The sequence below is a fragment of the Stenotrophomonas beteli genome (assembly GCF_001431665.1).
GTDB classification, from domain to species: domain Bacteria; phylum Pseudomonadota; class Gammaproteobacteria; order Xanthomonadales; family Xanthomonadaceae; genus Stenotrophomonas; species Stenotrophomonas beteli.
On sequence record NZ_LLXV01000031.1, the window covers coordinates 1 to 25,153 of the forward strand.

A 25,153-nucleotide genomic window follows, 5' to 3' on the forward strand; every position below is an offset into this window, starting at 1 on the left:
TCGGGGCCCCTTGCCAAGCAACGGGTTCCAACCCCGGCAGATTGCGGGGATCGTTCCAAGGCGGGGTGGGTCCGGTTGCGGGGGCGTGAGCGCCATGGGCCCGAGGCATGCCTCGGGCGGGTTGGGCAGGACGCCCAACCCCGGTCTTGCCGTGTGCGCAGGACAGCGCACACGAACAAGCGCGACCGAGCCTCCAGGGACGGATTCACGGCGTCCCCCGCAACCGGACCCACCCCGCCATCCACAGGAAGCCCGCTTTTGCTTCGGCTGTTGCTTCTGAGGTTGCCGGCCAGGGGCCGGCACTACCGCGGGTGCCGGGCCCAGCCCGGGCGCACCCTCACCGCCCGTGCGGGTCGGGCCGGTGATGTACGTACTCGACCACCGTGCCATCGGGATGCACCGCGTTGAACGCCGCGCCGGTCGGCACCACCTGCAGCGGGAAGATGATTTCGGCGCCAGCGGCGACCAGCTTGTCGTGATAGGGCCGGACATCGTCGACCAGCAGCGTGCCGGTGGTCGAAGTGAACGGCGCCAGCGCCGTCTCGCTGCCCTCGATCAACAGGAACGCACCGACCATCGCCAGGCGCAGCCCGGCTTCCGGGAACGGGAAGCCCGCATCGGCCACCACGCCCTGCAGCTGCTCGTAGAAAGCCACGCTGCGCTCCAGTTCACCTGGGGCCACAAACACCCGGATCAGCACGCGCGGCGCGCGCTGGCTGGATGTATCGCAGCGGTCGCGCCACAGATGATCGAAGTCGCGGTGTACGGTCATGGGCTCGGTTCGTGGCCAGGGATCTCCATTATCAGTAGCCCCGCGCGGCCCGCTGATGACCGCCGGTAATGGCCTGATAACCGGCTGCCAGGACACCCCTGTGACTTAGGTCCTGTTGACAGGTGTGAACGCCCTCGCACAATCTTCACATGATTGGGTCGCCCTGCGCGGCCCGGGCAGGCAGGTTGTCACGCCGGGAGGAGGGTCCCGCGCGCAGACCGGCCCGCCCTTTGGCCTGCAGGATGTTGCCTGGCAACTCCTGCGCGGCATGAACGCTGCACCCTTCGGCGGCACTTTCCCTGGACCGATTGCCTTGGCAACGGAATTACGCCTGCCGATGAAAACGTTTACAAAGCCGCTTGCACTCTCTTTGGCCTTGACCGCCGCACTGGCCACCCCGGCCTGGGCCGACCCCGCCGCATTCACTGTCTTGACCCTGGAACAGGCGCCCAACGCCGAGGCGATGCCGGCCCTGGCCGCGCAGCTGATGAGCCTGAAGGTGGATGCGGTGAGTGTGCGCCAGGTGCAGCGCGGCATCGGCCAGGTCGATCCGTTGCAGGTGCTGGCCGATGGCCTGGGCTATGAGTACCGCTTCATCGCCGCCGGCAAGGACGATGGCCAGACCCAGCGCGGCCAGGCGCTGTTGACGCGGCTGCCGATTGCCGCTGAATCCGGCCCCGACCAGCCGGGACTGAACTACCTGCGCCTGGACGATGGCCACCACACCGTAGCGGTCTACACCGACGCCGGCGCGGGTGCCGCCCGGTTGCCGGCATTGGTCAACCGCTCGCGGCTGGGTGCGCCGACGGTGCTGCTCGGCGCGGTGGCCGGTGAATCGGCCAAGGCCGCAGGCTTCGATCCGGCGCGTGTTGCGCTGGAAGCCGATGCCAGCTACTTCAGCGACGGCTTCCAGGCCGCCAGCAGCGCACCGTTCAAGATCGAAGGCAGCAGCCTGCGTGCCACCCTGCTGACCCTGGCCTATGCCGCCGACAAGCACGGCGAAAAGCCATGGATGGACACCACCCTCAACGCCGACGCGCGCGCCGCGCTGCTGCTGAAGGCGATGACCGAGGATGAGAAGTTCCAGATGCTGCACAGCTACTTCGGGCTGGGCAAGGACGGTGGTCCGCTGCCGGAAGGTGCGGTCGGTTCGGCCGGCTTCGTGCCGGGCGTGCCGCGGTTGGGCATCCCGTCGCAGCAGTCGGCCGATGCCGGCGTCGGCGTGACCAATCCGGGTGGCATCCGTCCGGGCGACTTCGCCACGGCGATGCCGTCGGGCCCGTCCACCGCATCGAGCTGGAACCGCGAAGTTGCCTTCGCTGGTGGCGCGACCATGGGCCGCGAGGCGTGGCAGCAGCGTTTCAACATCCTGTTGTCGGGCAGCGTCAACCTGCAGCGCGACCCGCGCAACGGCCGCAATTTTGAATACGCCGGTGAAGATCCGCTGCTGGCCGGTTCGATGGTCGGCGCGCTGATCCAGGGCGTGCAGAGCCAGCACGTGATCTCCTCGATGAAGCACTTCGCGCTGAATGACATGGAGACCCGCCGCAACTTCCACGACGTGCGCATCGGCGAACAGGCCATGCACGAGTCGGACCTGCTGGCCTTCGAGATCGCGCTCGAAGCCGGCCGCCCCGGCGTGGCGATGTGCTCGTACAACAAGATCAACGGCACCTACGGCTGCGAGAACGGCTACCTGATGAACCAGGTGCTGAAACAGGAATGGAAGTTCCCCGGTTTCGTGATGTCCGACTGGGGGGGCGTGCACAGTGGTTCGAAGGCGGCGTTGGCCGGCCTGGACCAGCAGTCGGCCGGTGAAGTGTTCGATGCGGCGGTGTTCTTCGATGAGCCGCTGCGCCTGGCCGTGCACGGCGGCGTGGTGCCGCAGGCGCGCCTGAACGACATGGTCGCGCGCATCCTGCGCACGATGTTCCTGCATGGCAACTTCGACAACCCGCCGCAGCACCAGAAGGTGGATGCCGAGGCTGGCTTCGCCGTGGCCCAGCGCACGGTGGAAGAGGGCAGCGTGCTGCTGCGCAATGAGGGCAACCTGTTGCCGCTGGCCGACAGCGTGAAGCGCATCGTCATCATCGGCGGCCATGCCGACAAGGGCGTGATCGGTGGAGGTGGTTCGTCGATGGTGGGCGTGACTGCCAAGGGCACCAACGCAGTTCCGGGCGTGATGCCGACCACCTGGCCGGGCCCGGTGATCTTCCATCCGTCCTCGCCGCTGGAATCGCTGCGCGCGGCGCGCCCGGACGCGACCATCGAGTATGTGGACGGGACCAATGCCGCCGCTGCGGCCAAGGCCGCCGCGCAGGCCGACGTGGCCATCGTGTTCGCTACCCAGTGGGCCGCCGAATCGGTGGACCTGCCGGACATGCAGCTGCCGGACAACCAGGACGCGCTGATCTCGGCCGTGGCCAAGGCCAACCCGAAGACCGTGCTGGTACTGGAAACCAACGGCCCGGTGCGCACGCCGTGGCTGGCGCAGGTGCCGGCGATGCTGCAGGCCTGGTACCCGGGCATCCGCGGTGGTGAGGGCATTGCTGCGCTGCTGACCGGCCAGGTGAACCCCTCCGGCCGTCTGCCGGTGACCTGGGTGGTGGATGAATCGCAGCTGCCGCGCCCGCACATCGATGGCCTGGGCTTCAAGCCGGCCAAGCCGTTCGGTGATGTGTTCGACTTCGATATCGAAGGTGCCAACGTCGGCTACAAGTGGATGGCGGCCAAGGGCCTGACCCCGACCTTCGCCTTTGGCCATGGCCTGTCCTACACCTCGTTCGCCTATGAAAATCTGAAGGTGAGCGTGGAAGGTTCGCGCCTGGTCGCCAGCGTCGACATCCGCAACACCGGCAAGCGTGCCGGTGCCGACGTGGCCCAGCTGTACCTGAAGCTTCCGGCTGGCAGCACCACGCCGATCCGCCTGATCGGCTACGACAAGGTGACCCTGCAGCCGGGTGAACAGCGCCGCATCCGCATCGAAGCCGAGCCGAAGACCCTGGCCCATTACGATGCACAGGCGCGCCAGTGGAAGATCGACGGTGGCACCTACCAGGTGCAGCTGTCGCGCAATGCCGCCGAACCGCTGCAGACGGTGGACGTGCAGCTGGTGGAGCAGGTGCTGCGCTGATGCCTGAAGGCACGGCCCGCACAGGGCCGTGTCGGGAAAAGGGGACGGAGGGGATTAAGTCGTTTATGCACAAACGACTTAATCCCCTCCGTCCCCTTTTTTCATTTGCCAAACCACCCGCGCAGGAAATCAATCAGCTGCCGCACCTTTGGTGAGGGCTGTGTGCTGTGCGGGTAGACGGCATAGACGCTCTGCTGCGGGAAGCGGTGCTGGCGCAGCACCGGGCGCAGCCGGTCCTGGGCCAGGTCGTCTTCGATCAGCCAGCGTGGCAGCACGGTCACGCCGGCACCGGCCACGGCGAAGGCGCGCAGGCTGCTGGCGCCATCCACGCGCACCACCGCGTTGCCGGGGTTGGTGGCGAACAAGGCGTCGCTGCCATCCGGTGCCACCACCGGCACGTCGGCCAGACGCGGATAGCCCAGGCGGGGTAGGGAACCCAGCTGCACGGGGTCATCGGCAGCATCGGCAGAGGGCAGGCGTGCCAGCAGGGACGGAGCCGCTACCGCGCACAGTGGGTGGCGTTCCAGTTCGCTGGCATGCAGGCCCGAGTCCGGCAAGCGGCCGAGGCGGATCGCCAGGTCGAAGCGCTCGGGAATCAGGTCGGCCGGTGCCGGTGAGGTCGACAGGTGCAGCTGCAGTGCCGGGTGCCGCGCACGGAACGCCTCCAACGCAGGAATCAAGCGTAGCTGGGCGTACTCCGGTGTGGTGGTTAGGCGCAGCACGCCCTGCAGCTGTTGCTGGTCGCGGCGCGCGGCATCGATCGCTGCCTGTGCGGCATCCAGTGCCTGCACGCAGTGCTGCAGGAACTGTTCGCCGGCCTCGGTCAGGGCCAGGTGGCGGGTACTGCGCAACAGCAGGGTCACGCCCAGCTCCTGTTCCAGCCGCTTCAGGTTGAAGCTGACCACCGCGCGGCTCAGGCCGAGGCGATCGGCGGCGGCGGTCAGGCTGCCGGCCTCGACCACGGCGCGGAAGATATCGAAGCGGTCGAGGCTGACCATGGCGGTCCATTGTCAAAACAGATTTGACAGTGTTGCAGCTGTCGTCGTGTTTTTCCAACAAGGCCCGCACGGCATGCTGGCAGCTTCTCCGCTGGAGCGCCGCCGATGCCGTCCCCCCGCCTGCGCCATGAGGCGATCTTCCTGCTGGTGTTCGCCCTGGATCTGGTCAACATGTTCATCGCCACGGTCGCCTATCCGGCACTGGCGGCCGAGCTGCATGCTGACATCGGTACCCTGGCCTGGGTTGGCACCGCCTACATGCTGGGCCTGAGCGTGGTGATTCCGCTGGCGCCGTGGCTGGCCGCGCGCTGTGGCGAGCGTCGCCTGCTGCTGGTGGCGTTGCTGTTGTTCGCGGTTGCCGCTGCGCTGGCCGGCACCGCACCGGGGATCGGCTGGCTGCTGGGCTGGCGCCTGCTGCAGGGGCTGGCCGGTGGCCTGCTGATTCCGGTGGCGCAGGCGGCGGCCTACCGCCAATGCACGCCCGAGCAGCGTGGCGCGCTGACCCGGCGCATCCTGCTGGTGGCGCTGCTGGTGCCGGCACTGGCGCCCGCGCTGGGCGGATTGCTGGTGCAGTGGTTGTCCTGGCGCGGTGTGCTCTGGGCCAGCCTGCCGCTGGCCGTGGTGGCGATCGGCCTGGTGCTGGCGTGGATGCCGGCCGATGGCGCGCGCAGTGCGCCGCGCCTGCAGGCCTATGCGCTGTCTACCGCGATGCTGGCGCTTGGCGCGTTGCTGTTGGCGCTGACCTGGCTGGGTGAACCCGGCCATCGCGCCGCCGGTGCCGTACTGCTGTTGATTGCAATGCTGTTGGCGGCGGCCCACCTGCGGCATGCACGGCAGCAGGCGCAGCCCCTGCTGCGCTGGTCGCTGCTGTCCCATCGCGGCCTGCGCCTGGCGATGCTGGTTTACCTGGCCGTACCCGGTGTGTTCATCGGCAGCCAGCTGGTCAGTACCCTGCAGCTGCACCAGGCCGGTTACAGCGCGGCACGCATCGGCGCGTTGATGCTGCCGTGGGCGCTGGCATCGGCCATTGCGATCACGGCCAGCAAGCGCCTGCTGGCTCGCTTCGGCCCGGCCACGGTACTGCGCGCCGGGATGCTGCTGCAGGCCAGCGGCCTGCTGCTGATGGCGCTGCTGCCGCAGCCGGCCTTCGCGTTGGCCGGGCTGTTGTTCGCACTGATGGGCGCTGGCGGCAGCCTGTGCAGCAGTACCGCGCAGACGCTGGCCTTCCAGGGCGTGAAGGGGGAGGCGCTGGGTGATGCCAGCGCTCTCTGGAACCTCAACCGCCAGCTCAGTTTCTGCCTCGGAACTGCGGCCATCGCGCTGCTGCTGGCATTGGCCATGCAATGGCTGCCGGCCCAGGCCACCGGCATGGCGCTGGGTCTGGCCGCTCTGCTGACCCTGCTACCGATGGCATTGCTGCGTAGGCCGCAGAAGATCACCTTTTCGCAACCGGAGAACACCTGATGGATACCACCGCAGAGCATGAAATCCACCACCTGCACGAAAAACTGCAGGCCTGGTTCCGGGCCGAGGTTGGTGCGGACGCGCTGGAGGACCTGATGACGCATTTCTGCGCGGACTTCAGCATGGTCGGCATCGCTGGTCGCCGATTGGATCGGCAGGCCGTGCAGGCGCTGTTCGTGGGGGGCTATGGCGCGCGTCCAGGTCTGCAGATTTCCATCGACGCCGTGCAGGCGGTGGATGTGCCGTTGCCGCTGGCAGTGCTGCGCTATCGCGAAGGGCATTCGATCGATGACGGTCAGCCCACATGGCGCGAATCGCTGGCGGTGCTGCGGCAGGAAGAGGGTCGCTGGCGCTGGCTGGCACTGCATGAGGTGGTGGTGGCCTGATGTTATAGAGCCGAGCCTACGCTCGGCTGCTCGTCGGGTAGGTCGCGGCGGTCTGAGCCGAGCGTGGGCTCGGCTCTACAGGACGCACTGCTCCCACATCGGCCGCACATGTGCCATCAGTCCTGCCTGCATCCACCCCAGAATGCAAAGCCTGCACACACTTCACGGCGCAGGGCAGGAGTAGGCTTGAAGCTTTCCTGCCGGGAGGGGTTGTCCATGCGTGTGCGTGCCGTCGCTGTAGCCATTGCCCTTTGCCTGTCCAGCACCGTGCTGGCCGCCGATACCCCGCCGATGACCCCGGACATCAGCGGCAAGCCCTTCGTTGCCCCCGATGTCGGTCGTGACTACGACAAACGCGTGGTGATGGTGCCGATGCGTGATGGCACCAAGCTGTATACGGTGATCGTGGTGCCCAAGGGTGCCCGCAACGCGCCGATCCTGCTGACCCGCACGCCCTATGACGCTGCCGGTCGCGCCAGCCGCAGTGATTCGCCGCGCATGCGCGACCTGCTGCCGCAGGGCGACGAGGTGTTTGTCGACGGCGGTTACATCCGCGTGTTCCAGGACATCCGTGGCAAGTACGGCTCCGAAGGCGATTACGTGATGACCCGGCCACTGCGCGGGCCGTTGAACAACACCAAGGTGGACCACTCCACCGATGCGTGGGACACCATCGACTGGCTGGTCAAGAACGTGCCGGAGAGCAACGGCAAGGTCGGCATGCTGGGTTCATCGTATGAGGGCTTCACCGTGGTGATGGCGCTGACCGATCCGCATCCGGCGCTGAAGGTGGCCGCGCCGCAGAGCCCGATGGTCGATGGCTGGATGGGTGACGACTGGCTCAACTACGGTGCGTTCCGCCAGGTCAATTTCAACTACTTCGCAATGCAGACCGAGAAGCGCGGCAAGGGCACGCCGCTGCCCAGCCTGGGCTACGACGACTACAGCACTTTCCTGCGCCTCGGTTCGGCCGGCGACTACGCGCGCTTCACCGGCGTGGACCAGCTGACCTGGTGGAAGAAGCTGGTCGAGCACCCGGCCTATGACGGCTTCTGGCAGGGCCAGGCGCTGGATGCGGTGATGGCGAAAACACCGTTGAAGGTGCCGACCATGTGGCTGCAGGGCCTGTGGGACCAGGAAGACATGTGGGGCGCCAACCACGCCTACCAGGCGATGGAAGGGCGCGACAGCGGCAACAACCGCAATTACCTGGTGATGGGCCCGTGGCGGCACAGCCAGGTCAACTACAGCGGCAGCGAACTGGGTGCGCTGAAGTTCGATGGCGATACCGCGCTGCAGTTCCGTCGCGATGTGCTCAAGCCGTTCTTCGACCAGTATCTGGTGGAGGGCGCGCCCAAGGCCGACACACCGCCGGTGCTGGTCTACAACACCGGCGAGAACCACTGGGACCGCTTGAAGGGTTGGCCGCGCAGCTGTGACAAGGGCTGTGCCGCCAGCAGCAAGCCGCTGTACCTGCGCGCCGGCGGCAAGCTGGCGTTCCAGGCGCCGGCGGCGGGCGAGGGTGACTTCGAGGAATACGTGTCCGACCCGGCCAAGCCGGTGCCGTTCGTGCCGCGCCCGGTCCGCTTCGGCGACCGCGACATGTGGACCACCTGGCTGGTCAAGGACCAGCGATTCGTTGATGGCCGCCCGGACGTGCTGACCTTCATCACCGAACCGCTGACCGCGCCGCTGCGCATCGGCGGCGCGCCGGTGGTGCACCTGCAGGCCTCGACCAGTGGCACCGACAGCGACTGGGTGGTGAAGCTGATCGACGTGTATCCGGACCAGGAGGCGTCGACGCCGGAGATGGGGGGCTATGAGCTGCCGGTGTCGCTGGCGATCTTCCGTGGCCGCTACCGCGAAAGCTTCAGCGATCCGAAGCCGCTGGCGGCCAACCAGGTGCTGCCGTACCGCTTCGACCTGCCCAACGCCAACCACACCTTCCAGAAGGGGCATCGGGTGATGGTGCAGGTGCAGTCCAGCCTGTTCCCACTGTATGACCGCAATCCGCAGACCTACGTGCCCAACATCTACCTGGCCAAGCCGGGCGATTACCAGAAGGCCACGCAGCGGGTCTGGCACAGTGCAGCGCAGGCCAGCTACATCGATCTGCCGGTGTACTGAGGCGGAGAGGATGACGCCGGGTGCGCGATGCCCGGCAGCACGTGGTAGTGCCGGCCGCTGGCCGGCATCGGCGATGGCGTGGGAGCGTGTCGACCAAGGTCGACACCTGCCGAGGCAGGAGCTGCTACCCCACCTTCGAGGGACCGGTGCGCCAGCGGCTGGGGACCAGGCCGAAGCGTTTGCGGAAGGCGGCGGCGAAGTTGCTGGGGTGGCGGTAGCCGCTGGCGGCGGCAGCCTGTTCGACGGACCATCCGTTTTCGCGCAGCCCCTGCTCGGCATGGCGCATGCGCTGCTCGTGCAGGTAGTCGAACACCGAGCTTCCGTACTGCTGGGCGAAGTGGCGGCGCAGCGAGCTGGGGCTCATGCACGCCAGCCGGGCCAGTTCGACCAGACTGTGGGCATGGCTGGGGTCGTCATGCAGGTAGCTGCGCACGCGCTCCAGGCGCTCGCGCTGGCCGGCGCGCAGCGTGCGCACCGGGTCGGCCTGCAGATCCTCGGCCTGCAGGCCGAGCGCCAGCAGCTGCAGTGCCACGCCCTCGCGCCACAAGGCATCGATGCCGTCCTGCCACGGGCGGTCGAACAACTGGCCCAGCACCGGCAACATGGCGTGGGGGATGGCCCAGTGACGGCATTCCAGGTGCGTGTCGAGCGCCTTTTCCAGCGGTGGCATCCGGAAAACCTCCGCATCGATTCCCGCTGGCACGATCACGCTGACCCCGCGCATGCGCATCTGGCCGGGGTGCGCGCCGGTCATCTCGATCTGGTCGCGATGCTGGGCGGTCATCGCGGTACCGGCACGCAGGGTGAATGCACCGCGTCGCGGGATACGCACATCAACCTGCCCCTGCAGCATCACGCGGATGGCGAGCCCGGGACGCTGCTGCGCGGTCGCCACATAGGGGAACCGGTTATGCACGTCAGAGGCGATCAGGCTCATGCCCCCGCGCATGAACTGTTCGTTGACCTCGCCGCGACCGGCCCACTGGTCCTCGCGCAGGTGTTCCGGATCAGCGCGGTAATCGAAGCCATGGCGCTGGCCGAAACGACGGTAATCGGCAAAGGTGAAATATCGGGACATCGCTCGGCGCTCGGCAAGGAAAACGGGGCGTCGGTGCACGCTCGCCCTTCGCGTGACATCGCGCTATTTTCGCTGCTGCTGCCGCCTCGATGAGGGGCCGGGTGGCCAAAAACAGGGATCCAAACGGCCAAACTGCCGGCTCCGGTGCCTGCCCGGAACCGGGCAGGCACCGCATTGAACTCAGCGGTCCAACGGTGGGTAATCGGTATAGCCGTGTTCGCCGCCGCCGTACAGCGTGTCCGCATCCAGCTCGGCCAGCGGCGCACCGGTGCGCAGGCGTGCGACCAGATCCGGATTGGCGATGAAGGGTCGGCCGAAGGCGACCATGTCAGCGTAGCCGCTGGCTACGGCCTCGCCGGCGCGTGCGGCATCGTAGCCGTTGTTGGCGATCCACCGGCCGCGGAAGCGAGCGCGCAGGCCCGCGTAGTCGAACGCGATGTTGTCACGGTCACCACCGGTGGCGCCTTCGATGACATGGATGAAGGCCAGCCCGTCAATCGCATCCAGGCGTTCCACCGCACGATTGAACAGCGGCTGCGGGTCGCTGTCCTGCGCGTCGTTGACCGGCGTGACCGGCGACAGGCGCACGCCGGTACGGGCTGGGCCGATGGCTTCGGCCACTGCGCTGACTACTTCGAACAGCAGGCGCGTGCGGTTCTCGATGCTGCCGCCGTAGGCATCGTCACGATGGTTGCTGCCGTCGCGCAGGAACTGGTCGATCAGGTAGCCATTGGCCGCGTGCACTTCCACGCCATCGAATCCGGCGTCGATCGCATTGCGGGCGGCAGTCCGGAAGTCCTCGATGAGCGCCGGGATCTCTTCGATGCCCAGCGCGCGGGGCTCGGATACATCTTCGAAACCGTTGGCGGTGAAGGTCTTGCCATGGGCACGGATCGCGCTGGGCGCCACTGGCACTTCGCCTTCCGGCAGCAGGCTGGTGTGGGAAATGCGGCCCACGTGCCAGAGCTGCAGCACGATGCGTCCGCCCTCGGCGTGCACTGCATCGGTGACCGTTTTCCAGGCGGCGACCTGGTCACGGCTGTAGATGCCCGGGGTGTCCAGATAGCCCTGGCCGAGCGGGCTGATCTGCGTGGCCTCGGCGATGATCAGGCCGGCGCTGGCACGTTGCCGGTAATAGGTGACTGCCAGCGGTGAGGGGACGCGGTCGGGCAGGGCACGGTTGCGCGTCAGGGGCGCCATCGCGATGCGGTTGGCTACGGCGATATCACCGAGGCGGGTGGGCGTGAACAGCAGATCGGCGGCAGGGGTCGTCATCGGGAATTCCATGGGGAGGAGATGCGTGACCTGAGCATAGGTGCGAACGCGTTGCAGCGATGGAAAGGATCGTTGCAGGCTCTGTATATGCCACGGTCGTAACACGTCGGGGCGTAGCGTGCTGTCCAGGCGGGTGCATTCCGCTTCGATTGACAACACGTGGAGAACACAGATGATCGATTACCAGCTCACCGGAAAGACCGCGATCGTGACCGGCGGCGTCTCCGGCATCGGCCTTGCGGTGGCGCAGACGCTGGCTGCGTCCGGTGCCCGGATCTCGGTCTGGGATCTCAAGCAGGATGCGGTGGATGCCACTGTCGCGCAGTTGCAGGCGCACGGTGCACAGGCCATCGGCATCGCGCTGGACGTCACCGATGACGCGGCGGTGGAGGCCGCAGTGCAGCGCACGGTGAAGGAACTCGGCGGCGTGCATATCGCGGTCAACAACGCCGGCATCAGCGGGCCTGCAGCCAGCAGTGGCGACTATCCGGTCGATGGCTGGCAGCGCGTGATCGACGTGAACCTGACCAGTGTGTTCCTGTGCCAGCGTGCGCAGATCCAGGCGATGCGTGCGTCCGGCAGCGGCGGCAGCATCATCAACATGGCTTCGATCCTGGGCCAGGTGGGCTATGCCGGTTCCACTGCATATGTGGCGGCCAAGCATGGCGTGGTCGGGCTGACCCAGACCGCTGCCTGGGAGCATGCGGGCGACGGTATCCGGGTGAATGCGGTCGGCCCGGGATTCATCAGTACACCGCTGCTGGAAAAGATGGACGCGAAGGTGCGCGCCACCCTGGAAGGCCGCCACGCGTTGAAGCGGCTGGGCACTGCCGAGGAAGTGGCGGCACTGGTGGCCTGGCTGGCCAGCGACGATGCCTCGTTCGCGACCGGAACCTATTACGCCATCGATGGGGGCTACCTGGCGCAGTGAGGCGGTGATCGCAGGCGGGGTGACGCCGGGCGTGGCCCGGTGCTACCGGGTGAACGGGCTGTGGTGCCGCCTTCACCGTCATGCCACGGCTGCCGCGCGACGCTCCGGGAAAATCCCGGAGCTTTCCCATGGAACTTACCCAGGACGTCTCGATCCTGCTGCGCGTGGCAACGGCAATGCTGTTCGGCGGCGTGCTTGGCATCGAACGCGAGATGGGCAAGCACGCCGCTGGCCTGCGCACGCACATGCTGATAGCGGGGGCCGCCGCGTTGATCGTTGGCCTCGGTGATTCGGTGGCCGAGCATTTCCAGCAGGAGCGCTACCGCGACCTGCTGCAGGTTGATCCGGTGCGTCTCATCGAGGCGGTGGTGGCCTGTGTTGGTTTCGTGGCCGCCGGCACCATCCTGCGCGGCTCACGCGAGGACCAGGTCAGCGGCCTGACCACAGCCAGCTCGTTGATCATGGCGGCGGCCATCGGGATTGCGGTGGGGATCAGCAAGTACGTGATCGCCATCGGGGTCAGCGTGCTGTGCGTGCTGGTGCTGGCGGTGATGCGGCGGTTGGAGAAGAAGATCTAAGGGGTTGAGGGAGTGGGATCAGAGTCCCTTCGGGGGATCTGAACGTGATTCCAAGGCGGAGTTGAAGCAGTCAGGTCTGCTGCGAAGTGTTGCGCTGCAGGATGGCCAGTGCTCTGGCCAGCATCTGGTCAGGAACATCCGTCGTAGCGCCGTACAGATCTGCGATTCCCACTTCAACGCAGGAACAGATCAGGTCATTCAACTCCTCGTGCTTGTCTGTGGCGATCTGCCCCAACAGAGATGGCGGCAATGGATCGCCTCGACCCGCGATCTGAAGCTCTGAGCCTGCCTGATCCCAGTCTGGCAGGGCCATGGGTTCGCCCGAATCCGGATATGCGCGCAGGTGGGCGATGAGCGCATCCAAGCCTGCATGATTGAGAAGGTTCGCTTCAGCGTAGCCGGCCAGGCAGTCAGCTGCCTGTTGCTGCATGGACTGCAGGTCGCGGGTGGGGGCGAGTGTCATTCGTGTACCAGAGATGGGGCAGGATCCAGTGTGGTGGATGCGCGCCACTGTCTCAACCGTCTTAAATGGTCGTACCAATAATTGATTCTAGCCCTATGGTCTAATAGGCTCTTCGCGCAATCAGCGGTTCAATCTGCGTCCAGTGGCTCCCTAAATCCATTATTGGTACGACCAATAATGCTGAGCCCATGACCGCCCACCCCTGCGGTGTTGAACCCGTCCCCAGTCGAGAGCCTTCATGCAGCCCTGGCAACACCTGTACGACCCCGCCGGCAACCTGTGGTTGTCCAGCCTGATCGCGCTGCTGCCGATCGCGTTCTTCTTCGTTGCCCTGGCCGTGCTGCGCATGAAGGGCTGGCTGGCCGGAACGATCACCGTGGCCATCGCGCTTGGCGTGGCGCTGCTGTTCTACCGCATGCCGTTGACCCAGGCGCTGGGTGCGGCCGGCTTCGGCTTCGTCTACGGCCTGTGGCCGATCGCCTGGATCATCATCGGCGCGGTGTTCCTCTACAAGGTCTCGGTCAAGACCGGGCAGTTCGACATCATCCGCGCTTCGATCCTGTCGGTGACCGAAGACCAGCGCCTGCAGATGCTGATGGTCGGCTTCGCGTTCGGTGCCTTCCTGGAAGGGGCGGCTGGTTTCGGTGCACCGGTGGCGATCACCGCAGCATTGCTGGTCGGGCTGGGCTTCAAGCCGCTGTACGCCGCCGGCCTGTGCCTGATCGTCAACACCGCGCCGGTGGCGTTCGGCGCGATGGGCATTCCGATCATCGTGGCCGGACAGGTCACCGGCCTGGATGCCTTCGAGATCGGCCAGATGGCCGGCCGCCAGCTGCCGTTCCTGACCGTCATCGTGCTGTTCTGGATCATGGCCATCATGGATGGCTGGCGTGGCATCAGGGAAACCTGGCCGGCGGTGCTGGTTGCGGGTGGCTCGTTCGCCATCGCGCAGTATCTGACCTCCAACTTCATCGGCCCGGAACTGCCGGACATCACCGCCTCGCTGGCGTCGCTGGTCTGCCTGACCCTGTTCCTGCGCCGCTGGAAGCCGGTGCGGATCTTCCGCTTCGATACCGAAACCAGCGCCGAGGCGGCCGCACAGGCAGTGGAGGCGCCGCGCTACAGCGTCGGCCAGATCGCCAAGGCGTGGTCGCCGTTCCTGATCCTCACCGCGGTGGTCACGCTGTGGAGCATCAAGCCGTTTAAGTCGCTGTTCGCGGCGGGCGGCCCGCTGGAAAGCTGGGTGCTGAAGATCCCGGTGCCGGGCCTGGACCAGAGGGTGCAGAAGATGCCGCCGATCGTGGACGCGCCGCTCAGCTATGAGGCGATCTACACGTTCGACTGGTTCTCGGCCACCGGCACCTCGATCATCCTCGCGGCGGTGATCGCGATCATCGCGCTGCGCATGCCGGCCCGTTCGGCGCTGCGCACCTTCGGCGAAACCGTGCGTGAGCTGCGCACGCCGATCTATTCGATCGGCATGGTGCTCGCGTTCGCCTTCATCGCCAACTACTCGGGCCTGTCGGCGACGCTGGCGCTGGCATTGGCGCACACCGGCGACGCGTTCCCGTTCTTCTCGCCGTTCCTGGGCTGGCTGGGCGTGTTCCTGACCGGTTCGGACACCTCGTCCAATGCGCTGTTCTCAGCGCTGCAGGCCACCACCGCGCAGCAGATCGGCGTGTCCGACGTGCTGCTGGTGGCGGCCAACACCACCGGCGGTGTCACCGGCAAGATGATCTCGCCGCAGTCGATTGCCATTGCCTGTGCAGCAGTCGGCCTGGCCGGCAAGGAGTCGGACCTGTTCCGCTTCACCGTCAAGCACAGCCTGATCTTCACCACCATGGTCGGCCTGATCACCCTGGCCCAGGCCTACTGGCTGACCTGGATGATCCCCTGAGCCATGCACGATCGGTCGGCCACCTGTTGCGTGCTTCGGGCCACAATGGCGCCATGAGCACGCAACGCATTTCCGACAAGGTGGCCGCGCAGCTGCGCGGCCTGGTGCAGGAACAGCGGCTGCAGCCGGGCGACCGGCTGCCGGCCGAGCGCACCCTGGCCGTGCAGCTGGGGGTCTCGCGCACCGCGCTGCGCGAGGCCATCGCGCAGCTGGCCAGCCAGGGCCTGCTGACCGCACGCGTCGGTGGCGGCACCTACGTGGCCGAACCGGCGGCGCGCGCGCGGCAGGCGCTGGATGAGCCGCTGGCGCCGTACCTGCCGTTGTTCCAGGGCGATCCGGAATACCGCTTCGACGTGCTGGAGATCCGCCACGCGCTGGAAGGTGCCACCGCCTGGCATGCGGCGCTGCGCGCCACCGATGAGGACCGCGCGCGCATCGCGCAGGCCTTCCAGACCATGATGGACGCGCACGGCAAGGACGATCCCACCGGCGAAGCGGAGGCTGACGCGGCCTTCCACCTGTCCATCGCCGAGGCCTCGCACAACCTGGTGCTGCTGCAGGTGATGCGCGGGCTGTTCGAGCTGCTGCAGACCAACATCTCGCAGAGCCGCGAAAAGCTCTATACCTCGGCGAGGACCTTCTCGCCGCTGTCCGACCAGCACCGCGAGATGATGGACGCGGTACTGGCTGGCGACCCGGAACGCGCGCGCGCCGCCGCGCATGCCCACCTCGAGTTCGTGCACACCACGCTGCGCACCCTCGATGACAACGAAGCCCGGCGCGCGCGGGCCTCGCGCCTGCCTTCCCCACACGGTTGACCCCATGATCATCTCCGCCTCCACCGATTACCGTGCCGCAGCGCAACGCCGGCTGCCGCCGTTCCTGTTCCACTACATCGATGGCGGCGCGTATGCCGAGCACACGCTGAAGCGCAACGTTTCCGACCTGTCCGACATCGCGCTGCGCCAGCGCATCCTGCGCAACATGTCCGACCTGAGCCTGGAAACCGAGCTGTTCGGCGAAAAGCTGGCAATGCCGGTGGCGCTGGCCCCGGTCGGCCTGACCGGCATGTATGCCCGGCGCGGTGAAGTACAGGCGGCGCGCGCGGCCGACAGCCGAGGCATCCCGTTCACCCTGTCCACCGTATCGGTGTGCCCGATCGAGGAAGTGGCACCGGCCATCCAGCGGCCGATGTGGTTCCAGCTGTATGTGTTGCGCGACCGTGGCTTCATGCGCAATGCGTTGGAGCGGGCACAGGCCGCCGGCGTGACCACGCTGGTGTTCACCGTGGACATGCCGGTGCCGGGTGCGCGCTACCGCGATGCACACTCCGGCATGAGCGGCCCGAACGCCTCGCTGCGCCGCATCGGCCAGGCCATCACCCATCCGCACTGGGCGTGGGATGTGGGCCTGTTCGGCCGCCCGCACGACCTTGGCAATATCTCCACCTACCGCGGCAATCCGACCGGGCTGGAGGACTATATCGGCTGGCTCGGCAGCAACTTCGATCCGTCCATTTCGTGGAAGGACCTGGAGTGGATCCGCGAGTTCTGGAAGGGCCCGATGGTGATCAAGGGCATCCTCGACCCGGATGACGCACGTGATGCGGTCAAGTTCGGCGCCGATGGCATCGTGGTCTCCAACCACGGTGGCCGCCAGCTGGACGGCGTGCTGTCCACCGCGCGTGCATTGCCGGCGATTGCCGATGCGGTGCAGGGCGACCTGAAGATCCTCGCCGATTCCGGCATCCGCACCGGTCTGGACGTGGTGCGCATGCTGGCGCTGGGGGCCGACACCGTGCTGCTGGGCCGTGCCTTCGTCTATGCGCTTGCAGCGCAGGGCGAGGCCGGCGTGGCCAACCTGCTGGATCTGATGGCCAAGGAAATGCGCGTGGCGATGACACTGACCGGCGCGCGCCGCATCGCCGATATCGGTCGCGATTCACTGGTCAGCCTGCCGTGAGCAGCCACGATTCCGTGCTGGCACAGTTGCGCGACGCGGTCGGCAGCCGCCATGTACTGACCGGTGACAAGGCTACCCGCCGCTTCCGTCGCGGCTATCGCTTCGGGGATGGCCCGGTACTGGCGGTGGTGCGCCCGGGTACCTTGCTGGAACTGTGGCACGTGCTGCAGGCAGCGGTGCAGGGCGGGGCGGCAATCATCCTGCAGGCGGCCAACACCGGCCTGACCGGTGGCTCGACCCCGGATGGGAACGACTATGGGCGTCCGATCGTGCTGGTCAGCACGCTGCGCCTGACCGGCATCCAGCTGTTGAACGAAGGCCGCCAGGTGCTGTGCCTGCCCGGCGCGACGCTGGACCGGCTGGAGCAGACGCTGGCGCCACTGGGCCGCGAACCGCATTCGGTGATCGGCTCGTCCTGCATCGGCGCCTCGGTGCTGGGCGGCATCTGCAACAACTCCGGTGGCGCGCTTGTGCGCCGTGGCCCGGCCTACACCGAGCTGGCGCTGTTTGCGCAGGTCGATGCGCAGGGCCAGCTGCAGCTGGTCAACCATCTGGGCATCGCGCTGGGCGATACGCCCGAGCAGATCCTGCAGCGCCTGCAGGCGGGTGACTACCGTGCTGCCGACGTGGGTGACGGTGACGGCCGTGCCGCCTCCGATCCGCGCTACGCCGAGGAAGTGCGCCGGGTCGATGCCGATACCCCGGCGCGCTTCAATGCCGACCCCAGCCGTCATTACGAAGCGGCCGGTTCGGCCGGCAAACTGGCGGTGTTCGCGGTGCGCCTGGACACCTTCGAGAAGGAGGCGGCCGAGGTCTTCTATATCGGCAGCAACTGCACCGACAGCCTCACCGCGATCCGGCGCCAGCTGCTGACCGGCTTCGAGCGCCTGCCGATTGCCGGCGAATACATCCACCGCGATGCCTATGACATCGGCGAGCGCTACGGCAAGGACAGTTTCCTGCTGATCGATCGCCTCGGCACCGCGCGTGTGCCGGCCGCGTTCGCACTGAAGAGCCGGGTTGACGGCTGGTTCGAGCGGCTGGGCCTGCGCGGGGTGACCGACCGGGTGATGCAGGTGCTGACCGGCCTGCTGCCCTCGCACCTGCCCAAGCGCATGGGTGAATTCCGCCAGCGCTACGAGCATCACCTGTTGCTGAAGGTCTCTGCCCAGGACGCTGCGGAAACCGATGCCTGGTTGCGCGGCTTTTTTGCTGACCACGAAGGCGGCTATTTCCACTGCACGGCCGAGGAGGGGCGCAAGGCCTTCCTGCATCGTTTCGCCGTAGCCGGCGCGGCAGTCCGCTATCGCGAAGTGCATCGCGACCAAGTGCAGGACATCGTCGCGCTGGACATCGCCCTGCGCCGCGATGATGCGGATTGGTTCGAGCAGTTGCCGGCCGATATCGAAGGCCGCCTGCTGCACAAGCTGTATTACGGGCACTTCCTGTGCCACGTGTTCCACCAGGACTACATCGCGCGCAAGGGCGAAGACCCGATGGCGATCGAACACGCGATGTGGGCGCTGCTGGACCAGCGTGGCGCCGAGTATCCGGCCGAGCACAACGTCGGCCACCTGTACCCGGCCAAGCCGGCACTGGCCGGGTTCTACCGGCAGCTCGACCCGAGCAATACGTTCAATCCGGGCATTGGCCAGACCTCGAAAGCGAAAGGGTGGGGTGGCTGCGATTGCAGTGGGCATTGACGGATACAACGTGGCTTTACTGTAGCGCCGAGCCCATGCACGGCTGCTCTTCCCGACAGACAGCAGTCGAGCACGGCTCGACTCTACAAAGGCGAAGTTGGGCACGGCTCGACTCTGCCCGGGCAACGGTTACCATCGGAATCCCGACCGCAGGAGCCGCCCATGCCCCCCGTTCTTCCCCGTGCCACCGTGTGCGCCGCGCTGCTGGCGAGCCCGCTGCTGGCGCTGGCTCAGTCTTCGATCCTGCCGCAGCAGCGCGATGCCGCAGGCAACGTGATGGAGCCGCTGGGGCAGGTACTGATCACCCAGGAGACGGGCCCGGCAGGACTGTATGACTGCACCCGGGACGGCACCTGGTGTGTACGCGTGCAGCCGGTGGCCGAGGAGGGGCAGCGGCCCAGCACGCTGGAAGTGCTGGAGAAGGTTCCGGGCCAGGGCGAGTCGAACAGCTATCACGTCAGCATCGACGTGCCGCAGGAGGCCGAATTGAAGCTGTGGCCGTGGATCGTGCGGCTGGCCCCAGGCGTTGGCAGCGACGAGCCTGTGACCGACCCGCAGCAGCGGGCCCGCCAGAATGTACTGGTGGGAGGCATCGTCTCGTTCAGCAGCATGTATTCCGGCGGCGGTGCCGATGCGTCCACGCTGCAGCTGGCACGCGTGCGCCACCTGCAGGACGGCATCCAGGTGGATGATGACGTGCTGACCGTGCCCTGGCGGGGCAACGCCATGATCCGCGCCTGCTTCAGCGAGCAGGACATCAAGCAGCGTGCCGGTGCCTGCCACGACGAATATGGGTTCTCGGCAAAGCTGGGGCTGGAGACGGCGGCCGAGGGCATGCCGGTACTGCGCTACCAGACCGTGGCCACGCGGTTTCCGGCCGGTGTCTCGCGCTTCGAGGATTCGCTGGCCAAGGGGCCTCTGAAGAAGAAGGACCTGCGCACCGAACAGGACCCGGCGTGCAGCTATTCGCGTCTTTTCCGTTTCAGTGAGGGCCGTTTTCATCCCGACCAGCCACTGCCGGACTGTGCGGGCTATACCGAACCCTGAGCCCTGCCACGCTGACCCATGCCCGACGCGCGTTCTCTGTAGAGCCTAGCCCACGCTCGGCTGCTGTTCAGTGGCGGCCGAGCGTGGGCTCGGCTCTACAGAAACCTGTGGCGGTACTTACTCGCAGCGGGTCGCGGTGATGATGTTGTTCTTGTCCACGTACACGCGCAGGCGGTCCTGGCGGATGTCCTTGGTGGTGATGGTGCTGGGGCCGATCGGGTTGACCAGGCCGGCACCGCTTTCGCTGGACAGTCGGCGGATGTTGGGTTCATTGGCTGGCTGGCCGATCGCCCAGCCCAGCTGGCTGGCATCACAGCGGCCCGTGCCCTTCACCTCCGGGCCGGGCGTGCTGACGCAGGCCGACAACAGCAGGGGCGTGGCGAGGGCGGCAAGGGCAAGACGAGCAGGGGAGAAACGGGTCATCGGTTTGGCTCCAGCGATCATGATGGCGCCACCATAGCACCGTGCCTGTGGTGGTCGCATGCGCTCGATCAAGGCGCGGCCGTCATCCTGCGCAGCCCGTAGGCGGGGCTTTGGTCAGGGCGAAGGGCCGCGCTTGATGGCTTCCCACACCGTGTCGATGTGCGCGCGCAGCGGCGCCGCAGCCGATGCCAGCGCCGGGTCGTCCTCCCGTTCGCCGCCGAAGGGTTCATCGCCCGCCACCTCCACCAGCGATTCGCCGCGTACCTCGTAGTACTGCTCGCCCTGGCGAAGGCCGATGCGCAGTTGCTGAGGGTCGACGCCGCCGCCGCAGAAGCTGTGGCTGGCCAGCGTCAATTCGGCGCGGCCATCGTGGTCCAGGTCGGTGGCCGTCACCTGGTCCAGGAAGTAGCCGGTGTCCAGATCCAACCCCTCGCATTGGATCGGATCCTCCACGCTCCACCGCGACATCCACGGCGCTGCCGTGTCCGCACGTCGGAACAGCTCGGCACGCAGGGTTATCTGATCCAGCGGTGGTTCGTCGTCCTGCGCCGGCACTGTCTGCGCGCTGCGCGAAAGCAATAGCAGGCCCGGGCCGTCGCTGTCCTTGAAGGACAGCTGCTTCAGCAGCGTCCCCGAATACAGGCCTTTCAGTTCCGTTTCGGGCAAGGAAGGCGTGGTCGTCAACGCAGACGGCGCGTGCCGTGAGCGGCAGCCAGCGGCACTCAATGCGAGTGCCAGCACGAACAGCAGCGTGACGCGAACAGAGGTCATCGGCTTGACTGGAAACTCAGCGGGAGCCGTCACGTCCGGGACCAAATTCGATTTCATAGGCGGTGCTGTCATAGCGGCGATCATCGACTCCAAAGTAGGTGCTGACATCCATGAACCGGTCATCCTTGCGGCTTGCCGTGCAGAGATTGATGCCGCGACTGCAGTCGATGCGCAGCCGATCGTTGCTCAGCCGCGCGATGTCCCCGACCCGTGTATTCCTGTCCACGGTCACCGCACTGAGTGAGACGGGGCCCTCGTAGTCTGCGCGGGGACGAACGCCCTCACCTGGTGCGATGTAGGCCAGCGCGTCTTCCGGCAGACCCTTCAGGGTAACGGCGACGGTACGGACCGTCAGATCCTTGGGGTAGTTCGTATAGACACGAATGCCCAGGTCGTCCCAGACAACGATGTCCGGGGCGTCCGAAAGCGCATTGCGATGTGCGGGCCCCAGTACCGTTTCCCAGGCGGCAAGATCCTGCTTGAAAGTCAGACGTCGCCCCTTGTACTCGACGTAGTCTTCGTTGAACGCCAGGTGCGCCGCAGGATTGACCTCCTCTCGTGCAGGACCTGCCGTCTGTGCATCGCTACACGCGCCGATGCCGAGGACGAGCAGAGGGGCAAGCAAAAATTTCCTGATCATTCCTGCTCCTGAGCGGCTTCTCCCGCCAAGTAGGTCTTCGTGTATCCGCGCGCTGCAACCGCTCGAACACCCCTGCGTTCAATTATGGTGCAGGCCGACTTTCGCGTCGCGGCTGCGCGCCTACACCTGCAGGTTCATACTCTCAAGATGATTCCAGGGGCGGGCGAAGTATGAAGGATACTGATTTCACATGGCGATCCTTCGTGGAATCCGTATGGACGGCGACTCCAAGATCATCCCAGATGATCATGCTTCTGATTTCAGGATTGGCGAAACGGTAGCTGCTTCCCAGCGCGGCAATCCAAGCATCGGCGGGCGCGCCAAGTTCAACGCGCTGCGAGCCGATGAGGATCGAGCCGTTCTCGAAAACGGCCGCTGGCTTCTGCTTCGTCTGCTCATCCTGAGGTGCGGCGCTGCATGCAGCGAAGATCAATGAAAGCGCCATCGTGAGCAGGAATCTTGAGTTCATCTTGACTCTGGTCCGTCCCCTCAAGTCAAGCTATCGAAGGTGGTCTGGTGGCGATAACGACAGCACACCATCGCCTCAATGGCGTTGGGGAGGCCTCATTCAGGCGGGTTGTGGCCTGGGCCGAACTCAATGACGTAGGGCGTGCTGTCGTACCGTCGGTCATCCACTCCGAAATACGTCTTTATCTGAATGAAATTGTCATCGTTCCTGCTCGCGCCACAGATGCTGATGCCGCGGCTGCAGTCAATGCGAAGCCGACCTCCACTCAGATGTGCGACGTCGCCTACGCGAGTGTTCTTGCTTACGAGGACACCATTGACAAGTACTGAGTAGGCATAGTCCCGGCGTGGTCGAACGCCTTCGCCGGGCGGGATATAGGACGGCGAATCCTCTGGCTCTCCGCGTAGGGTAACTGATGCTGTTACCACACGTTGGTTCTTGGGGAAATCGGTGTAGACACGGATGCCCAGGTCGTCCCAGACCACAATGCTAGGGTCATTGGGGAACGCGGTCCGATGATTAGAGCCAAGTACTTTGATCCAACTGGACAGATTCTGAGTGAAATCCAGACGCTGGCCGTTGTACTTGACGTGGTCATCCTGGAAAGCCAGTGGGCTTGCTCCTTTGGGAGTGTCGGTAGCTGAGGCTGCAGGATGCCCGAAGTCGCAGGCTCCCAGTCCAAGAACAAAAAACAAAAGCAGGAGAGTTTTCTTGATCATTTCTTGCTCTTGACCTGATTCTTCTCGCCAAAGAGGTCTTCATAGAAGCGAGTGATGTAGTCCCAGCTGTCTGAACCATAGCGACCCACGCGACGGATGTTCTCCAGTGCGTGCTTTCCATGTTCCTCGTGCAGGTGCTCAAGTTCGGTGGCGGACGAGGCGCGCCGTATCGCCGCAGTGTGCCCTTTGGCCCAAGCTGCAACAGCCGCGTCCTGCCAGTTCGTATCATTGGGGTGAACCAGATAGGACTGTGCGATCTTGACCGGATCACGTGATGCATCGCCCCGCCATCGCTTGCCCAACCTGAAGGACGGTCTGTTGCGCCAGCTGAGCAGCCAATGCATGCAGCGGATGGACGTCGTGGTCCTTTGCCAGCTGGGAATGACTAGGGTCGGTTCACCCACTTTTGTTTGGGTCGGAATCGAACATTGTCTGCGCGTCGTCGAGCCTATTGCTTATCCATGCAGGATTCTGCAATAGGCCTTGGTCATGTCATACGGCGCTTCAACCCATAGTCGGCGGCGTCTGGTCTGCGGCCCAGATCCAGAAGGTGTCACCCCAGTCGCTGTTGATGGCGGGAAACACATCGCCTTCCTTGAAGAAGCGCCGGCTCCCTTGTGCAGGCGTGTACCACCAGCCGGCCACAGGAACCCGCTTGCCGGCGGCGACTCGATCCGGCCGGCGGTCCGGCTGATCCGTGCCGGCGTAGCTGCCGTCGATATCTTCGAATGCATCAGGGATGGGTTCGACAAAATACCATTCGCAGTCTTTCATATCGAAGGACGAAACTGCGATCGCTGACGGTGCCAGCTCCATCAGATCGCTTCGAACGTCGGACCAGCCATAGGGATCAAGATGCCGATTTGCATCAAGGAAGCGATACAGCGCTACTGTATCTCCCCAGAGTCCTTCGCGCCCAACCTGCTTGAGGACCGCCCTTCCAGTATCGTTGAGGGCCATTGCTGGGCACAGTTCTCCGTAGCCGCCTGTCCAGGCAAACTGAAGTGAAACCATGGGGTCGTCTTTCGCAACGTAGATCCCACTTCGCGGAGGAACTTGGTTGGTCCGTACGACAATGTCGGTTCGGATGCGAAATTTAGGTACTCGGTGAGTGTTGACGACTCCTTCGTTCCATAGATGCCAGTGAACAAAATCATCCATGGTCGACGGACGAGCAACGATCCGCGATAGTTGTCGAGCATAATCGAACGTTCTTTCTGCGGTCTCGTGGAACAGTTTCTCTTGTTCTGGTGTAGCCCAGGCCATCTGGTAAGCGTATTCCTCCAGCATGCGCGCACATTGATGCTCGCCTGCGACACTGTATTGCTCGATTGAGCGCAGTGCTATGTCCTTGATGATGCCTTCACGAAACTCCATCAGAGCCGGAAAGGCGTACGTCGAGAAGTGCGAGGCCGTATCCTGGGACTCCCAGCCTGCCAAGGCTCTGCCAGCAGTATCCAGATGCGAGCGCTCATCAAGCATCTGGTCGGTCATGGCCAGCAGGCTGTCAATCTGCGGCAGCAGGCCCTTCAGGTAGTCCATCGAGGTGAAATGATGGATGAGGGCGGCTTGGCGCTTGTGCCACGGATTCAGTTCCATAGGGGGGCATGCTTCTGATCGGGCAGTTCCAGAAAGAGCAGGGTGCGGTATGAGGTGTGCTTCAACCCATCGTCAGCGGCGTCTGGTCCGCGGCCCACAGCCAGAAGGTGTCACCCCAGTCGCTGTTGATTGTGGGGAAGATGTCACCTCGCTTGAAGTAACGTCGGCTGCCCTGGGCAGGGGTGTACCACCAGCCCTCCTGGGGGCACAGCTCGCCGGCAGCAACGCGCCTGATGCGTGCCTCACCGCCCACCCCTGACGCAGCTTGGCGCGCGTAGTCAGCAAGATCCTTGGGATAGAACGCCATGTCGCGATAGCCTGAATCGTCGATGCCGAGAACGACCGTGGTCGCCGCAGCCTCCCAGGACCAGTAGCCATAGAAGGCGATGTCCCCTTCGCCGTGCTGGTCAATGTAGGGTTCGCGCCGGCTGGCGTGATACCACTCGTCCAGATAGGTCGCCATCAGCGCCGGACGCTTGTCGGGTGCGGCATCGAAGACTTTGAACAGCTTGCGGTAGGGCAGATGACGGGTTGCTGTATCCGGGATGGGTCTGCCTGGAGCCCACGGAGCGACCAGACGTTCCAGCAGACCGTCGTGGATGCCCAGTGCTGCTGTCGACTGGGAGTGATGTGGGCTGAGTGTCTCTGCGCCGTTGGGGTGTGCGCCTCGATCCGTGTTCGAGTTGGCCATACGCATCATGAGTGATTGGCCGGAGAT

The 25,153-nt window shown here is 65.5% G+C and carries 24 protein-coding genes; 11 read left to right on the forward strand and 13 right to left on the reverse strand.

Going from position 1 to position 25,153, the window contains the following annotated elements; translation table 11 throughout:
* Positions 1 to 337: 337 nt before the first annotated feature.
* Entirely contained in the window at positions 338 to 772 is a 435-nt protein-coding gene (locus ARC23_RS07820; RefSeq protein ID WP_005410044.1) for a VOC family protein, read from the reverse strand.
* 337 nt (positions 773 to 1,109) lie between these two features.
* Between ARC23_RS07820 and ARC23_RS07825 the strand changes: the two genes are divergently transcribed.
* The gene (locus tag ARC23_RS07825) at positions 1,110 to 3,905 is read left to right on the forward strand and encodes a beta-glucosidase family protein (protein ID WP_080393049.1); all 2,796 of its coding nucleotides are present in this window, start codon (positions 1,110 to 1,112) and stop codon (positions 3,903 to 3,905) included.
* 101 nt (positions 3,906 to 4,006) lie between these two features.
* Here ARC23_RS07825 and ARC23_RS07830 read toward each other — a convergent pair whose 3' ends face one another.
* Positions 4,007 to 4,903, reverse strand: a complete 897-nt coding sequence (locus tag ARC23_RS07830) for a LysR family transcriptional regulator (protein WP_057496736.1) — start codon at positions 4,901 to 4,903, stop codon at positions 4,007 to 4,009.
* Between the two features lie 105 nt (positions 4,904 to 5,008).
* On the opposite strand from ARC23_RS07830, the gene ARC23_RS07835 reads away from it, so the two are divergent.
* The 3 genes from ARC23_RS07835 to ARC23_RS07845 all read left to right on the forward strand — a co-directional run bounded on the left by ARC23_RS07835 (position 5,009) and on the right by ARC23_RS07845 (position 8,880).
* Positions 5,009 to 6,367 carry an MFS transporter gene (locus ARC23_RS07835; protein WP_057496737.1) on the forward strand — a complete coding sequence of 453 codons (1,359 nt, stop codon included), beginning with the start codon at positions 5,009 to 5,011 and terminating at the stop codon, positions 6,365 to 6,367.
* On the forward strand, positions 6,367 to 6,753 hold the full coding sequence (locus ARC23_RS07840) for a DUF4440 domain-containing protein (protein ID WP_057496738.1): 387 nt from the start codon (positions 6,367 to 6,369) through the stop codon (positions 6,751 to 6,753). The genes ARC23_RS07835 and ARC23_RS07840 overlap by 1 nt, the downstream gene beginning before the upstream one ends.
* Positions 6,754 to 6,969: 216 nt before the next feature.
* A complete protein-coding gene (locus ARC23_RS07845; RefSeq protein WP_057496739.1) occupies positions 6,970 to 8,880 on the forward strand; it encodes a CocE/NonD family hydrolase in 1,911 nt (636 codons plus the stop codon).
* A 124-nt stretch (positions 8,881 to 9,004) separates the two neighbouring features.
* Here the strand turns inward: ARC23_RS07845 and ARC23_RS07850 are convergent, their stop codons facing one another.
* Positions 9,005 to 9,958 (reverse strand): helix-turn-helix transcriptional regulator, encoded by a 954-nt coding sequence (locus tag ARC23_RS07850; protein WP_057496740.1) that lies wholly within the window; start codon positions 9,956 to 9,958, stop codon positions 9,005 to 9,007.
* A gap of 180 nt (positions 9,959 to 10,138) precedes the next feature.
* On the reverse strand, positions 10,139 to 11,233 hold the full coding sequence (locus tag ARC23_RS07855) for an alkene reductase (protein ID WP_057496741.1): 1,095 nt from the start codon (positions 11,231 to 11,233) through the stop codon (positions 10,139 to 10,141).
* Positions 11,234 to 11,405: 172 nt separating this feature from the next.
* Here ARC23_RS07855 and ARC23_RS07860 point away from each other — a divergent pair, with 172 nt between their 5' ends.
* Positions 11,406 to 12,164: an SDR family NAD(P)-dependent oxidoreductase gene (locus ARC23_RS07860; protein ID WP_057496742.1), complete on the forward strand. Its 759-nt coding sequence runs from the start codon at positions 11,406 to 11,408 to the stop codon at positions 12,162 to 12,164.
* A gap of 128 nt (positions 12,165 to 12,292) precedes the next feature.
* Positions 12,293 to 12,742: an MgtC/SapB family protein gene (locus ARC23_RS07865; protein WP_057496743.1), complete on the forward strand. Its 450-nt coding sequence runs from the start codon at positions 12,293 to 12,295 to the stop codon at positions 12,740 to 12,742.
* Between the two features lie 70 nt (positions 12,743 to 12,812).
* Here ARC23_RS07865 and ARC23_RS07870 read toward each other — a convergent pair whose 3' ends face one another.
* Positions 12,813 to 13,205 carry a hypothetical protein gene (locus ARC23_RS07870; RefSeq protein WP_049422813.1) on the reverse strand — a complete coding sequence of 131 codons (393 nt, stop codon included), beginning with the start codon at positions 13,203 to 13,205 and terminating at the stop codon, positions 12,813 to 12,815.
* A 238-nt stretch (positions 13,206 to 13,443) separates the two neighbouring features.
* Between ARC23_RS07870 and lldP the strand changes: the two genes are divergently transcribed.
* The 5 genes from lldP to ARC23_RS07895 all read left to right on the forward strand — a co-directional run bounded on the left by lldP (position 13,444) and on the right by ARC23_RS07895 (position 19,814).
* A complete protein-coding gene (gene lldP, locus ARC23_RS07875; protein ID WP_057496744.1) occupies positions 13,444 to 15,102 on the forward strand; it encodes an L-lactate permease in 1,659 nt (552 codons plus the stop codon).
* Between the two features lie 53 nt (positions 15,103 to 15,155).
* Entirely contained in the window at positions 15,156 to 15,920 is a 765-nt protein-coding gene (gene lldR, locus ARC23_RS07880) for a transcriptional regulator LldR (protein ID WP_012511377.1), read from the forward strand.
* 4 nt (positions 15,921 to 15,924) lie between these two features.
* The gene (gene lldD / locus ARC23_RS07885; RefSeq protein WP_057496745.1) at positions 15,925 to 17,064 is read left to right on the forward strand and encodes an FMN-dependent L-lactate dehydrogenase LldD; all 1,140 of its coding nucleotides are present in this window, start codon (positions 15,925 to 15,927) and stop codon (positions 17,062 to 17,064) included.
* Positions 17,061 to 18,767 carry a D-lactate dehydrogenase gene (gene dld, locus ARC23_RS07890; protein WP_057496746.1) on the forward strand — a complete coding sequence of 569 codons (1,707 nt, stop codon included), beginning with the start codon at positions 17,061 to 17,063 and terminating at the stop codon, positions 18,765 to 18,767. Before lldD ends, dld begins: the two co-directional genes overlap by 4 nt.
* A gap of 162 nt (positions 18,768 to 18,929) precedes the next feature.
* Positions 18,930 to 19,814 (forward strand): hypothetical protein, encoded by an 885-nt coding sequence (locus tag ARC23_RS07895; protein ID WP_057496747.1) that lies wholly within the window; start codon positions 18,930 to 18,932, stop codon positions 19,812 to 19,814.
* Between the two features lie 117 nt (positions 19,815 to 19,931).
* On the opposite strand, the gene ARC23_RS07900 is transcribed toward ARC23_RS07895, so the two are convergent.
* From ARC23_RS07900 to ARC23_RS20395, 8 genes are all read right to left on the reverse strand, one after another.
* Positions 19,932 to 20,237: a hypothetical protein gene (locus ARC23_RS07900; RefSeq protein ID WP_057496748.1), complete on the reverse strand. Its 306-nt coding sequence runs from the start codon at positions 20,235 to 20,237 to the stop codon at positions 19,932 to 19,934.
* A gap of 114 nt (positions 20,238 to 20,351) precedes the next feature.
* Positions 20,352 to 21,008, reverse strand: coding sequence for a M949_RS01915 family surface polysaccharide biosynthesis protein (locus ARC23_RS07905; protein WP_152985229.1), 657 nt, complete (start codon positions 21,006 to 21,008; stop codon positions 20,352 to 20,354).
* 16 nt (positions 21,009 to 21,024) lie between these two features.
* Positions 21,025 to 21,648 carry a DUF7738 domain-containing protein gene (locus tag ARC23_RS07910; RefSeq protein ID WP_057496750.1) on the reverse strand — a complete coding sequence of 208 codons (624 nt, stop codon included), beginning with the start codon at positions 21,646 to 21,648 and terminating at the stop codon, positions 21,025 to 21,027.
* Between the two features lie 142 nt (positions 21,649 to 21,790).
* On the reverse strand, positions 21,791 to 22,117 hold the full coding sequence (locus ARC23_RS07915; protein WP_057496751.1) for a DUF7738 domain-containing protein: 327 nt from the start codon (positions 22,115 to 22,117) through the stop codon (positions 21,791 to 21,793).
* A gap of 95 nt (positions 22,118 to 22,212) precedes the next feature.
* A complete protein-coding gene (locus ARC23_RS20745; RefSeq protein WP_152985230.1) occupies positions 22,213 to 22,836 on the reverse strand; it encodes a DUF7738 domain-containing protein in 624 nt (207 codons plus the stop codon).
* The gene (locus ARC23_RS07920; protein ID WP_057496752.1) at positions 22,833 to 23,180 is read right to left on the reverse strand and encodes a hypothetical protein; all 348 of its coding nucleotides are present in this window, start codon (positions 23,178 to 23,180) and stop codon (positions 22,833 to 22,835) included. Before ARC23_RS07920 ends, ARC23_RS20745 begins: the two co-directional genes overlap by 4 nt.
* A gap of 160 nt (positions 23,181 to 23,340) precedes the next feature.
* Positions 23,341 to 24,435 carry a hypothetical protein gene (locus ARC23_RS07925; protein WP_057496753.1) on the reverse strand — a complete coding sequence of 365 codons (1,095 nt, stop codon included), beginning with the start codon at positions 24,433 to 24,435 and terminating at the stop codon, positions 23,341 to 23,343.
* A 61-nt stretch (positions 24,436 to 24,496) separates the two neighbouring features.
* Complete coding sequence (locus ARC23_RS20395) at positions 24,497 to 25,126, reverse strand: PoNe immunity protein domain-containing protein (RefSeq protein ID WP_203226348.1); 630 nt, start codon at positions 25,124 to 25,126, stop codon at positions 24,497 to 24,499.
* Between the last annotated feature and the right edge of the window lie 27 nt (positions 25,127 to 25,153).